The sequence below is a fragment of the Rhizosphaericola mali genome (assembly GCF_004337365.2).
Lineage (GTDB): Bacteria > Bacteroidota > Bacteroidia > Chitinophagales > Chitinophagaceae > Rhizosphaericola > Rhizosphaericola mali.
On record NZ_CP044016.1, the window covers coordinates 3,911,873 to 3,926,382 of the forward strand.

General features: G+C 34.6%; 11 protein-coding genes. 9 read left to right on the top strand and 2 right to left on the bottom strand.

The genetic code is table 11. The features are described 5' to 3' along the window. Positions 1-39: 39 nt before the first annotated feature. Both E0W69_RS16710 and E0W69_RS16715 read left to right on the top strand, forming a co-directional pair. On the top strand, positions 40-1,011 hold the full coding sequence (locus E0W69_RS16710) for a WG repeat-containing protein (RefSeq protein WP_131331176.1): 972 nt from the start codon (positions 40-42) through the stop codon (positions 1,009-1,011). 68 nt (positions 1,012-1,079) lie between these two features. Beyond that, positions 1,080-2,129, top strand: coding sequence for a Rossmann-fold NAD(P)-binding domain-containing protein (locus tag E0W69_RS16715; RefSeq protein WP_131331177.1), 1,050 nt, complete (start codon positions 1,080-1,082; stop codon positions 2,127-2,129). Positions 2,130-2,185: 56 nt separating this feature from the next. On the opposite strand, the gene E0W69_RS16720 is transcribed toward E0W69_RS16715, so the two are convergent. Then, positions 2,186-2,536, bottom strand: coding sequence for a hypothetical protein (locus E0W69_RS16720; RefSeq protein WP_131331178.1), 351 nt, complete (start codon positions 2,534-2,536; stop codon positions 2,186-2,188). Between the two features lie 41 nt (positions 2,537-2,577). Then, a complete protein-coding gene (locus E0W69_RS16725; protein ID WP_131331179.1) occupies positions 2,578-3,195 on the bottom strand; it encodes a hypothetical protein in 618 nt (205 codons plus the stop codon). A 217-nt stretch (positions 3,196-3,412) separates the two neighbouring features. Between E0W69_RS16725 and E0W69_RS16730 the strand changes: the two genes are divergently transcribed. From E0W69_RS16730 to E0W69_RS16760, 7 genes are all read left to right on the top strand, one after another. Next, positions 3,413-4,771, top strand: a complete 1,359-nt coding sequence (locus E0W69_RS16730) for an acyl-CoA dehydrogenase family protein (RefSeq protein ID WP_131331180.1) — start codon at positions 3,413-3,415, stop codon at positions 4,769-4,771. 12 nt (positions 4,772-4,783) lie between these two features. Further along, positions 4,784-5,428, top strand: coding sequence for a suppressor of fused domain protein (locus E0W69_RS16735; protein WP_131331181.1), 645 nt, complete (start codon positions 4,784-4,786; stop codon positions 5,426-5,428). Positions 5,429-5,503: 75 nt separating this feature from the next. Further along, a complete protein-coding gene (locus E0W69_RS16740) occupies positions 5,504-7,642 on the top strand; it encodes a S9 family peptidase (protein WP_225321301.1) in 2,139 nt (712 codons plus the stop codon). Between the two features lie 74 nt (positions 7,643-7,716). Beyond that, positions 7,717-8,319, top strand: coding sequence for an RNA polymerase sigma factor (locus tag E0W69_RS16745; protein ID WP_131331183.1), 603 nt, complete (start codon positions 7,717-7,719; stop codon positions 8,317-8,319). A 68-nt stretch (positions 8,320-8,387) separates the two neighbouring features. After that, entirely contained in the window at positions 8,388-9,539 is a 1,152-nt protein-coding gene (locus E0W69_RS16750) for a FecR family protein (RefSeq protein ID WP_131331184.1), read from the top strand. A 26-nt stretch (positions 9,540-9,565) separates the two neighbouring features. After that, positions 9,566-13,033 (top strand): SusC/RagA family TonB-linked outer membrane protein, encoded by a 3,468-nt coding sequence (locus E0W69_RS16755; protein WP_131331185.1) that lies wholly within the window; start codon positions 9,566-9,568, stop codon positions 13,031-13,033. Positions 13,034-13,051: 18 nt separating this feature from the next. Further along, a complete protein-coding gene (locus E0W69_RS16760) occupies positions 13,052-14,497 on the top strand; it encodes a RagB/SusD family nutrient uptake outer membrane protein (protein ID WP_131331186.1) in 1,446 nt (481 codons plus the stop codon). Positions 14,498-14,510 lie beyond the last annotated feature (13 nt).

Here is a 14,510-nt window from a genome sequence, read left to right on the forward strand (position 1 = left end):
ATGATGGAATAATAGTATTTTTAGCATCCTATTCAAACTATGAAATACTTATTTCTGTCCTTTTGCTTTCTATTTGCTTTGAACCATGTATTGGCTCAGCAATTTTATATTCCCTACGAGCATAATGGAAAATATGGATTGACAGATGAAAAATTTCAATCTATAATCACACCAGCTATTTATGACAAAATAGAGCCAATTGCAGATTCATTATTTGTAGTTACCGTAAATAAAAAAAGTGGAATTATTAACAACTATGGAAAGCTTATTATTCCAATTCAGTATTCTTCTTTTTCTACATCCAATTATATTGGTACGCCAAAGCTTTACAGGAATTTTCTGATAATTGCCTATTTGAATAAAAAAGAAATTTATTATGATTTCTATGGAAACCATAAACCTGAAATAAAAAAAGTACCATTTAGCTTGTATGGCAAACCTAGTACTTCATATTGCGGAGGTCCCAATATTAATTTTCCTCCATTTTTGTTTATGGGTTATAATAAAAAATATGGATTATTGAAACATAGCAAAATTCAAAGTACGGTTGCTAAATTCGATACCATCATTGCTCCACTCTATGATACCATCTACGTGTTAGAATCTCGATATTCGCATTTTCATAAAATAGAAGATGAGCCCGTACTGTCATCGATATACGTAATCAAAAAAAATGACTCTATGGGCTTAGTAGAAATATCAGGGAAAACACTTTTAAAAAGTGGTAACTACGATTCAATATACAAGATCGATAATCACATAATTGAATTTCGATGTAAACTGCGCAAACTTTGGGGTACATTATTCATGAATAATCAAGATTTCTTTGAAATAAAACCCTTATTTCGAGAAATCATTTCAAGATACGGTTATTATGAAAACTATCATTTGAATAGCGTAAAACCATGGAAGCTTTACTATAAACTTCTTACAAATATCTTTTTGGTAAAAGACGAAAGCGGGAATACTTATTATGAAAATTTACAAACGGGTTTCAAATATCAAAATTAACCACGGATACTTTTCCATAATATTCTAATTGAATAAAGTAAATTTGCAAATCAAATTGAAAGTGAACTATGTCTATAAATCTTTTTCCTGCGAAAGCAGTCCAAGGAGAATTGATTAAATATTCTCAAATAGGAAATAAACAATTCAAAATTTTTACTAAAGCTGGCGATGTTGTTGATATTGACGCATTGGCAAATAAAGGATTGAAATACAAAGCCAATCCATTTTTGGATGAGTTGAAAGGCAATCATGTAAGGGTGGGTTTATTGTTTTTAAATCCAAGTATGCGTACGAGAATGAGTACGCAAGTTGCTGGTCGCAATTTGGGTATGGATGTTATTGTATTCAATATTGACAAAGAAGGTTGGCAATTGGAATTTGGCGATGGCGTCGTGATGAATGGAAATAAAGCCGAACATATCAAAGAAGCGGCACCTGTATTGGGAAGTTATTTTGATATATTGGGAATTCGTACTTTTCCATCTTTGCAAAACCGAGCAGAAGACTATAGCGAATCGTATATAAGTGAATTTATCAAATATTGCGGAGTTCCTGTTGTTAGTTTGGAAAGCGCTACACGCCATCCATTGCAAAGCTTGACAGATATCATTACCATGAAAGAGTCTTTGGCACAACAACCAATCACGCCAGGTAAAAAATTAAAAATCGTACATACCTGGGCTCCACATATCAAACCATGTCCACAAGCCGTTTCGAATAGTTTTTGTGAATGGGTCAACGCTTGGGGCAAGGCAGATTTTGTAGTTGCCAATCCAGAAGGAATGGATCTAGCGGAAGAATTCACAAAAGGTGCGACTGTTACACATAATCAAGAAGAAGCATTGGAAGGTGCTGATTTCGTATATGTGAAAAATTGGAGTTCTTACGATTGGAAAGGGGAATATGGCAAAAACTATGACGCTCCAGATGCATCGTCTTGGTTGTTGACTTTGGATAAATTGAAAAATACCAATAATGCCAAAGTGATGCATTGCCTACCTGTACGTCGTGGAGTTGAATTAACAGATGAAGTTTTGGACAGTGATCATAGTTTGATTACTACGGAAGCGGGCAATCGTGTATGGGCGGCGCAAGCCGTTTTGAGTGAATTGTTATAAACTATAAGCGTTTAAAACTATAACAAAAGGGATACAAATTTGTATCCCTTTTATATTTATCTACCTCTGAAATTATTTTTATCTTGTTGGTTATTCAGATAAGGTTTATTTTCATTTTGAACATTTTGAACTGCTCTTTTATCTACTTTATTTATATCGAAATTCTTTGCAAATCTTTTAGGCTGTTTAGTTGATTTCCATTTATTGCCTTTTTCATAGAAAAACAATTTTTTAATGGCATCATAGTATGCATTGTATTCTGGTATATAATAGAAATGCTCCTGTTGTCCCTTTTGTTCTTGTCTTGGAGGTTCACGTCTTTGATCTCCATGATCTCCACGCTGAGCGAAGCTACTTGCTGTAATAACTGAGAATAATACGCCTAATAGTATATTTTTCTTTTTCATAGTTTGTTGTTTTATATTTAAATTATAGTTTGATTTATGATTTATCTTCTTTCCATTCTATCTCCACGTCCCATCTGACTTCTGTCATTACCACCTCTATTAAAATTATCATTCATATTTCCACGATTATCACCACCTTGTCCTCTATTGTTCATCGCCATTCTATTACCATAGTCACGCATTTGCATATTGTTATTGCCCATTCTTTGACCACCCATCTGTTGATTTCCCATTTGTTGTCCACCCATTCCTTGACCATACATTTGCTGACCGCCCATTTGTTGGCGTCCCATATTTCCACCTCGAGCAAAACTGACCCCTCTTTGTGCCATTTGACCCTGATTCATCATCATTCTGCGTCCACGATTAAAGTCATAGTTTCTATATGGTGCAGGTATTCCATTGCTTTGCATCCAACCGCCATTATACATATAGTAGTAAAGGGATGCAGTTGGGTCATAGTAGCAATTGATATCAGGATAATAGTAGTAACCACTTTGATCATAGTATCCAGGATCATCAACAACTACATTAGGTTGACTGCTGATGGCTGCAGAAAATAATCCACCGATATTTAATTGTACACTTACTTGAGCTTCTGATTTATTAACGAAGAAACTACCTAATAGTAATCCCATTCCTAAAACGATCTTTTTCATAATTGAAACATTTTAATTTTTATAAATGCTTTTCTTTCTTTAGACCAAGTTACGTGCCATCCAGTCCCAATGGATTCCATGTATTGACGAACTTCATTTATCTATAGATGAATAGATATTATTTTATGGAGAATCCGCCAATCGGACTTTATTTATGCCAACTATTTCTCCTGTAAATTGTATTATAGGAACACCTTTAACGATATAAAATACGATTATGCCAAATTTTTTAAAGAAGATTAGTAATATCATTCAACTTTCGAGAAGTATTGATTTTGCAAAATTGGACGCTATTTCTCAAAAAGTTGATCTACCTAAAATGATGGAGCAATTTGCCAATATGGATGAAGCTCAACTAAATGGATTAAGCAAAATGCTGAATGGTTCGCATAAGAAAAAGGAATTACCAACAATCAATAGTGATTTCTATGAATTGCATCTACGTCTAACACCCGAACAAAAAGAAATACAACAACGTGTACGTAATTTCATGGAAAATGAAGTAAAACCTATCGTCAATAATTATTGGCTACATGATGAATTTCCATTTGAACTTATACCGAAATTTAGAGAACTAAATCTATGCGGCATTACTTATGAAGGTTATGGCTGTCCCAATTTGCCTTTCCTAATGGAAGGTGTCGTAGCTATGGAAATAGCTCGAGTAGACGCATCTCTTGCAACATTTTTTGGTGTACAAAGTGGACTAGCAATGGGTTCTATTTATATCTGTGGATCTGGAGAACAAAAAGCAAAATGGCTTCCACAAATGCAGAAATTTGAAAAAATTGGTGCATTTGGATTGACTGAACCAGACGTCGGCTCCGGCGCGGCTGGTGGTCTGACAACTACTTGTAAAAAAACAGAGAATGGTTGGATTTTGAATGGACAGAAAAAATGGATAGGTAATGCAACATTTGCTGATGTCCTCATTATTTGGGCAAGAGACCTAGACGACAATCAAGTAAAAGGTTTTATAGTTGAAAAAGATACGCCAGGTTTTAGTGTAGAGAAAATAAAAGGTAAAATGGCACTTCGCATTGTTCAAAATGGCTTAATCACACTTACCGATTGTTTGGTCAAAGATGAAAATAAATTGGCAAATGCGAATTCATTTAAAGATACAGCTAAAGTATTACAAATGACTAGAGCTGGTGTGGCTTGGATGGCTGTTGGTTGTGGCAGAGGCGCTTATGAAAGTGCATTAGACTATACCAGAAAAAGAAAGCAATTTGGCAAACCAATCGCCTCTTATCAATTAATACAAGGTCATTTGGTCGAAATGCTTTCCAATCTTACCGCTATGCAAACGATGGTTTTCAGACTATCTGAATTGCAAGATACTGGCCTGCTAAAAGACGAACATGCATCTATTGCAAAAGTTTTTTGTACTTTACGTACTCGAGATATTGTCTCACAAGCGAGAGAAGTTATGGGCGGCAATGGGATTCTACTAGAATATGATGTAGCTCGATTCGTCGCTGACGCAGAGGCTATTTATTCTTATGAAGGAACCAAGGAAATCAATTCGCTCATTGTAGGCAGAGCGATTACAGGATTTAGTGCTTTTGTATAAAATATAATAAATATGGATTTAGAAACCTATAGAAAGACTTACACGGAAGATGATGCTGTCGGTTGGATGGCCATTGATAATGAAATTGCGAAGATTTATGGCGAACAAGAGCCTATACATTTTCGCCCTATAATTACAGCTATGCTTGGAGGTGAAGACCCTCTTGACGGCGTAAGTGTTTATGAAAGCACACAACAAGCACCCCATTTGCATTTTATCTCCTATGGCTTTTCTCAATTGTACTACGATGAAGAAGCTGTTGGAAAAGAATTTAGCAAATTTGGATTTGAATTGACATTCAGACTTAAGGGAAATAAAGATCAAAATTTGAAATGGGTAGTCAGTCTGATGCAAAATCTTGCGAAATATATATTTAGTGAGAGTAAATGGTTTGAAAATTATGATTTTATTCCTACCAATAGCCCAATCTATTTGGAATATGATACGGCTTTAGTTGGATTGGCATTTGTGGAAGATTCCGAATTGGGGACGATTGATACACCTCATGGACAAGTTCAATTTTTACAAATGGTTGGTATCACACAAAAAGAGCTTGATGTGCTCCTTGCCAATCCCGTAAAGGGTACCGTTATGCAATTAGTCGATCAACTTAAAGTTGGAAATGAGCTATTGATTACTGATTTAAATAGAAAATAATTGATTCTACTTATAAAAGAAAGAATTATAGAAAGGTTTGTTTATTTTTATTGCCATAAATAAATGAACCTTTCTATGTTATTTTCTTCCAAAAGGGCAATTGCGGCGGCATTCGCTTTTGCAGGAGCACAAGCCTTGCATGCGCAAGATTCTGTCCGTTATAGTGATTATCAAAGAGCGGAAAGCTTTTTGGGTTACAATACGTCTTCATTAGTCAAAAATCTCAACATCAATCCACATTGGACGGACGCCAACAATCTACTATATTCTCTATTTGAAAATGGCAAAGATGTTCACTATACCTTAGATCCAAGTACTGGAAAAATTACCACAACAAATGTAATTAAAAATGATCCTCCAGGCATGTTCAATGGTCGTCGATTGAGTACGCGTGGTGTAGTTTCTCCTGACGGGAAAAAAGAAGCATTTATTCGCAACTATAATTTGTATGTAAAAGTTATCGCTACAGGTAAAGAAATCCAATTAACTACAGATGGTGTAAAAGATTTTGGATATGCCACGGACAATGCAGGTTGGAAACATAGTGGCGCAGCCGTTTTACGTTGGTCGCCAGATTCTAAAAAAATTGCGACATTCCAACAAGATGAGCGCAATGTAGGGGAAATGTATTTGGTTTCTACCAATGTTGGTCATCCTAAATTAGAAGCATGGAAATATCCATTACCAGGAGATTCTATAGTTGCAATGATCCAACGCGTCATTATTAATGTAGATCAACCCAAAGTTATTAGACTAAAAAAAGATCCAGATTTTCATAGGGGAACTTTGAGTGATGATATCTCTAGTAGCGGTACGTTTGATGATGTGGACTGGAGTACTGATGGTTCACAATTAGCATTTGTCTCTACTTCTCGTGATCATAAAATTGAAACTTTTCAAATTGCAAACGCCAATACGGGTGATGTAAAAGAGATTTTTCAAGAAAAAGTAGCTACTCAATTTGAGTCAGGGCAAGGAACCATCAATTGGCGTTATTTACCCGAATCCAAAGAAATTATTTGGTATTCTGAACGCGATAATTGGGGACATTTATACTTATACGATGCGACTACTGGCAAACTAAAAAATCAAATTACCAAAGGAGATTGGCTAGTTACACAAATGTTGCAAGTAGATGAAAAGAAAAAAGAAATCTACTTTATGGCTGCGGGAAAAGAAGCAGAAAATCCCTATTTCCAACAACTATGTAAAATCAATTTTAGTGGAAAAGATTTGAAAGTACTCACTCCAGAAGTTGGTACACATAAGGTTCAATTTTCAAAAGATAAAGCCTATTTCTTTGACGCATATTCCCAACCTAATATTCCGGCTACATATGTTGTAAGAAAATCTAGTAATGGAGATAAAGTTACCGAATTAGGGAAAGCAGATATTACAGACTTAGTTAAAACTGGCTGGAAAGCACCAACTCCGGTGAAGTTAAAAGCAGGCGATGGCGTGACGGATATTTATGGTTTAGTCTTCACTCCAACAACGATGGATCCTAATAAAAAATATCCTATCGTAGATTATATTTATCCAGGCCCACAAGGTGGCAGTGTAGGTAGTTGGGCATTTTCACCGTCTCGTGGAGATAATCAATCCTTAGCGGAATTGGGATGTATTGTGATTGCGGTTGAAGGAACAAGTAATCCAAATCGCTCCAAAAGTTTCCATGACATGAGCTATGGCAATATGGCAATCAATACTTTGCCTGATCAGATTGCCGCTATTCGCCAATTGGCTGAAAAATTTCCAATAGATACAACGAAAGTTGGCATTTGGGGACATTCAGGTGGCGGTTTCGCTACCGCAGGAGCATTATTTAGATATCCGGATTTTTTCAAAGTGGGCATTTCCGAATCTGGCAACCATGAAAATCGTAATTATGAAGATGATTGGGGCGAAAGATACAATGGTTTATTACAAAATTCTGATTACGAATCTCAAGCCAATCAGACGCTTGCGAAAAATTTAAAAGGAAAATTATTGTTGGTTACAGGTAATATGGATGACAACGTTCCTCCATTCAACACTTATTTAGTTGTAGAAGCTTTGGAAAAAGCGAATAAAGATTTCGATATGTTGATTTATCCTAATCGTCCGCATGGTTACGGACCAGACGCTTATTATATGATGCGTCGCCGTTGGGATTATTTTGTTACTAATCTATTAGAGAAAAAACATCCAAAAGAATTTGTATTAGGCAAATAATTTAGGATATTTACATTAATAAGAGAGTCCGATCTATGTTATGGATCGGGCTCTTTTGGTATTAAATACAATTCATGTCTTTATATGCATCCTATAATGATACCCAATTGTTATCTTTTATTAAATCTGGTAATGCAGAAGCATTCAAGGAAATCTATGAAAGATACTGGGAGCGTATGGCTGACTATGTCATTAAAGTAATTAAAAATGAAACGGAAGCGCAAGATATCGTGCAAGAAATCTTTATTTCCATATGGAAACGCCGAGAAATTATAGAAATTAAGGGCGAGTTATTGGCCTATCTTTTAAAAAGTGCGCGTAATCTGTCGTTGAGATATATTGAGAAAAATTTAAACAAACAATCTTTTTATCAATCTTTGAATAATCATCTCAATGATTTTCAGTTCACCAATTTCACCGCATTAGAATTAAAAGAACTGGAAGAACAAATTAATAATGCAATAGAAGCACTACCAGCTAAAATGCAGGAAATATTCAAGTTAAGTAGATTTGAAAATCTTTCCTATAAAGAGATCTCAGAGCGCTTAAATATTGCAGATACTACAGTCAAAAAACAAATCAGTAATGCTATTAAGATCATCAAAAAGGATGTAGATAACAATCAATCCGATAAAATTGTATTATTTATAATCGCCATTCTATCTTTAAAAAAATAATTTTAAAATAATCTACTACCAAAGGTCTGTTTTTGGAATATATATGTGTAACTCCTTAAACTAAGACAATGACTAAACAGGAAGTAGAGCTACTTTTGAAAAAATACCGACTCGGGCTGTGCTCCGATGAAGAAAAAAAGATCATCGAAGATTGGTATCAAAAGGAATATAACGCGAGCAATTTTCTTTGGGATAAACAGGACAAAGAAAAATTCAAGCAATTACTGGACTCATCTATTTTTCCAGATATAGATGAAAGAAATGCTATCAAAGTACATCGACGACCTGTGTACCAATACTTTACTGCGGCTGCAGCCATTACAGGCTTGATCGTTGGATGTATTTTTCTTTGGCGCAATCATAATGAAAACAAAAAAGATTGGAACTTAGAATCTCAAGCGGTTCGATATCAAAATGATGTAGATCCAGGAAAAGCTGGAGCTACATGGATCATAAACAATGATAAATCGTACACGCTGGAAGGAAATACTGACATGATAAAAAATGGCAGTAATAACCTTGGTAAGCAGAATAATAATGAATTAATTATAGATAGTGCATTTGCAAATAGAAATACGTCCTTCGAAAATACCATTTCTACCGGCAATGCTCAGCAATATAAGGTTGTGTTAACAGACGGAACGAAAATTTGGATCAATGCAGCGTCTTCAATTCATTTCAAAATGCCTTTTGATAAAAATAAACGAGAAATTTTTCTTTCGGGCGAGGCGTATTTTGAAGTCGCACATAATGACGAAAAGCCATTCTTTGTAATAAGTGATAAGGATACAATCTCAGTACTTGGTACGCATTTTAATATAAATGCCTATAATGATGAACCAAATTATGTAGCTACATTATTAGAAGGAAAAATTAAATATAGTACAGCATACATACACAATTCTAATCCATATATTCTTTCACCAAATGAACAAATAATACGCAAAGAACATTCAGCACTTATTGAACCTACGGATGATGCAGAAAACAAAACCGCATGGAAAGATGGATTTTTCAGTTTTTCCAATGATGATATTCATACTGTAATGCGTCAATTGGCTCGATGGTACAATATTCAAGTGGATTATGAAAATACCAATTATAAAGAAAAATTCTACGGAGATTTAAGAAAAGATGCTCCCCTTTCCTCTATACTTTCTGTTTTGGAAAAATCAGGTGTAAAATTTTTAATCCAAGGCACGAAAGTTACTGTTCTATAAAAATTAAAACTAAAAGAAACCTCTAAATGAAAAAGACTACATTTTATTTATTACTATTCATCTTTAGTACGCTTGCATTGAAATCTTACGCGCAGAAAATCACTTTTGCAGGAACCAACATTCCCGTTCAAAAATTTTTTAACGCTGTACGCGAGCAAACTGGATATACCGTATTTGGAAATTATAGTTTATTGGAAAACTTTCCCAGTATTACAGTGGATGTAAAAGACAAACCTTTAAACGAGGCATTAAAAGATATTTTGGCAAAAAACAATCTAACTTATTCTATAGAAGGTAAGATGATCGTACTTACTGAAATAAACAATCAAAAAAATCAGGAAAATCATCAGGTTGGCATTTTTAGTGGAATGGTCGTGGACGAAGATGGAAAACCAGTTGAAGGCGCCTCTGTTATGAATATGATGAATTCAGACAGAAAGAATAATGATGTTGTAACGGATGCTCATGGAAGTTTTACTATCCAAGCTAAAAAGGGAGATATGCTCAATGTATATTATGTGGGTTATAAAATTTATAAATTTTCGATATTTTCAATGACTTATGAGCCTTCATTTCAACTCACACCCACAAATAAAACATTAGAAGAAACTGTAGTAATAGGTTATGGTACCGCACGCAAAAAAGATCTAACAGGATCTGTTGCGGTAGTAGATCCAAATTCTTTTAAAGATCTTCCTTTATTAACCGTAGATAACGCCCTAGCTGGCAAGGCGGCAGGAGTGGAAGTAACAAAGTCAGATGGAACTCCAGGAGGAGCCGTAAGAATTAGAATACGTGGTTCTAGTTCTCTATTAGGAGGAAATGATCCACTATATGTAATTGATGGGATTCCTATACAGCCCCAAAGTAATTTTATTAATCCAGGATATGACGTATCTACTCCTTCTGGAAACTATGCCGCATCTGTTGGTGGCTCTGCTACTGGAATGTCTACCGGTATTGTGAACGGAGTAAATTCCTTAAATGGTTTAAACCCAGATGACATCGAATCTATGACGGTTCTAAAAGATGCTTCTGCTACAGCAATCTATGGTTCTAAAGCGGCTAATGGTGTAGTAATCATTACTACCAAAAGAGGGAGGAAGAATTCGAAGCCTTCTATTAGTTTTAATTACTATACTACTTTAACTACACCAAAGTTACCACACCTTTTAAATGCAGATCAATATAAAGAATTGGTAACTGAAGCAGCTCAGAATAGTTATGATGCTAGAAAAGCAGCCGGATATTCTATTACAACAAATATTGATGAAATATTAAATAACCCAGATAATTATTTTGGGAATAATAATACTAATTGGTTGCATGAAATAACTCATAATACGCTTTCTCACAATGCAGAATTAAGTGTTCAAGGAGGAGGGGAAAACTCTCGCTATTATAGTTCTATTTCTTATAATAGTACTCCTGGCGCAATCAAAGGTAGTAGCTTTGATAGGATTGCAGGAAAGATAAATCTGGAAAATAATATTAGCTCAAAATTTAGCGTAAATACTAATTTACTTTTAGGGTATTCTCAACAAAATATTACAAATGGAGCTTTCTCTCAAGCAATTGCCGCTAGACCAGATTGGTCTCCGTATGATGCTGCAGGAAATTTTGTAAATTTTTCAACTATGGGAGCAACTTATGATGGATTTCTAAATCCTGTAGCCATGTTAAAATCTATTAATTCGAACAAAACATTGACTTTATTAGGGTCTTTAGGATTGTCTTACAGATTTACAAATGACCTATTATTCAAAAGTGTAGTTTCATTAGATCGTCAAAGCTATAATCAAAGAACATTTACTCCAAGTTTTCTCTCTACTGGTGGTTATGTTGGGGCTGGAGGTACTACAACTGCAATAGGTAGTAATGGTAACAGTACTCGTACGAATTGGTTTATAGAAAATACGATGTCATATGTAAAAAGTTTTAAAAATAAATCTGATTTGAATATACTAGTAGGTCAATCGTATCAGACTACAAAAAATTCTTTTTTTAGTGCTACCGCAAGCGGATACCCAGATAACTATAATTTAACCTCATTATCTTCTGCAGTAACACCATTATATGTAAAAGGAGATGACCCTCTGAAACCACAGAGTTATCTATTGTCCTTTTATCTAAGGTCTAATTATTCTCTGATGGATAAATATATATTCACATTTACTGGTCGTACGGATGGATCATCAAAGTTCGGAACAAATAATAAATGGGGTTATTTTCCATCAGGAGCATTTGCATGGCGTATATCTAATGAAAACTTCTTAAAAAATGTAACTTGGATAGAAGATATTAAGTTAAGAGCAAGCTATGGCTTAACTGGAAATCAGAATATCGGAGATCAGATGTATAGGACACTATATTCTCCATACAATTATGGAGGACAAAGCGCGTTAGTGCCCACCCAATTGGGAAATGATGGAATTAAATGGGAGTCTTCCAAACAGTTTGATGGAGGGGCAGATGTATCTATGTTTAAAGGTAGACTGCAATTAATGGTAGATTATTATGATAAAAGAAATAATGGAGCCTTATTAAGTTTGCCAGTCGCACCTAGTACTTCGTTTAGCTCATTATTGAGTAATGCAGTAGGAATAAAAAATAGAGGTTGGGAACTTTCTGTAAATGGAGATATTCTAAAAAGTAAAAATTTTACATGGTCGGGCTCTTGGAATATTTCTTGGAATAAATCTTTAGTAACCAAATTAGATGCGGATGCCTCATTAGGTCAATTGGGTAATCTTACTGGTGTTGAAACTGGTAATACCACCTTGATTAAAGGACAGCCTATTGGGTTGATTACAGGTAGTAGAGTGACCGGTATTATAAAGACGCAAGATGAATTAAATGCGTATAAAGAAAAATTAGGATGGATTGGAGATGTATTATATCCTTTTTTAGGTATAGGTGATCCTATGTTTAGCTTGACGGAAACAGGTGGATTTACTGATATAAATAGGTCTGAAATAATTGCACATGGTGCTCCTAAATACTATGGAGGATTTTCTCAAAGTTTGAGTTATAAAAATATATCTCTACAAGCGTATTTTACCTATTCTTATGGAGGTCAATTATTGTGGGCTGATCATGTTGCTAGTGTAGAATTTGTGGGGCAATCTAATGCGAATGTGGCTATTTTAGGACGGTATAATGCCAATAACACAAATTCCAATCAACCTCGTTTATTATATGGCAATGACGGTATATACTCGAAAACAAATTTAGATGTTTTCAGTTCCTCTTATCTCAAGTTAAGGACATTGTCCGTGAACTATAATTTTTCTAATACTTCTTGGAGTAAGAAAATGGGGATAAAAGGACTTTCAGCCTACTTGTCTGCAATGAATTTGTTCACTATTACAAAATACCCAGGAAATGATCCAGAGACATCTAATGATCCATACAGTGCGGCTGGAGGATACTTCGATATTAGTAATTATCCATCTGTTAAGACTTATTCTGTCGGTATCAAAGCTTCCTTTTAAATTAAAATGTAAATTCTTATGAATTTTTATACAAAAAATATAGTTTATATATATCTGTTTTTGGCGATCACCTTTGTCGCCTCATGTAATAAGGAGTTAAATGTACTACCGACAACCTCTGCAGTAGATGGCAATGTTATTACTGATTCTTCGAGTGCATGGACAGTATTAAATGGGATTTATTATCGATTTGCTAATGGTGGTGTAGACTTTAATAATGTTCCTATAGAACGCTGGTTTGACGTTATGGAGTTAATCCCATCGGAACTGGTTGGAACCGCTATATATACTGGATCCAGCGATGGTTTTGATACCTATACATTTAATTCCACTACATCATCAATAATTTCCATATGGGACTATGGATATAATATTGTAAACGCAGCAAATGGTTTTTTGAAAAATATTAGTGGAGTAACTTCTATGAATACTTCTATTAAAAATGAAATGGAAGGGGAGGCTAAGTTTTTACGGGCGTATGCTAACACGACTTTATTGTTGTCCTTTGGTCAATATTATGACACGACAAGTCAATATGGAATTATTTTGAGAACCGATTTTGTAAATACAACCACATTGACCCTTGCAAGAAGTAATGTAGCTGATTGTTATAGTAATATCTTAGCTGATTTGGATTATGCTATAGCATATCTTCCAGAAAATAACACCTCTAAAATATATGCAAATAGAGCTGCAGCAAAATTGTTGAAAGCTCGAGTTTTGATCAATAGAGGTTACCCACAAGATTTAGAAAATGTAGTAACTATAACAAATGATATTATCGCAAATGAACCTTTTACGATAGCCTCTAGTTCAAAGGACATATTTCAAAGTAATGGTTTGGCAAACAATGAAGTCTTACTAGGTGTGCAACCATTACCAAATCAAAATTGGAAGTTTTATAGATTGCAATATCAAGGAACTTATTCTGCAAATTATAAGGATACTATTTTATATGCTGATGATCCCCGAAATACATGGTATTATAAAAATGATCAAGGAGGTACAAATATGGGAAGTTCTCTTGATTCAATTTTAGAATTAAGCAAATATTATAGTGGAAACGTTGTAAATCCTGTAATTACAACGTTGTGCGAGTACAGCTACGCATTTAGATTGTCTGAGGCATATTTATATAATGCAGAAGCTTTGGCTAGCTTAAATCGCGATTTGACAACTGCAAAAGCAAATCTGAAAATAGTGCTAAAATCTGTAGGGTTTACCAATTTTGATAGTATTGATGCAATACAAGATGCCGACGATTTGCATTTCGAAATTATTAAAGAAGAGGTTAAAAATTTTCTTTTGGAAAATGGAACGGACTGGTATGCCTTACGTAGACTTCCTCTCACAGAAATTGCAAAAATACAACCATTACTAACATCAAAAGATCGTTTCATCCTACCAATTCCTTATGCAGAAATTACAGCAAACAATAAAATAGTTCAAAATCCAAATTATTAATCAATATCTTATC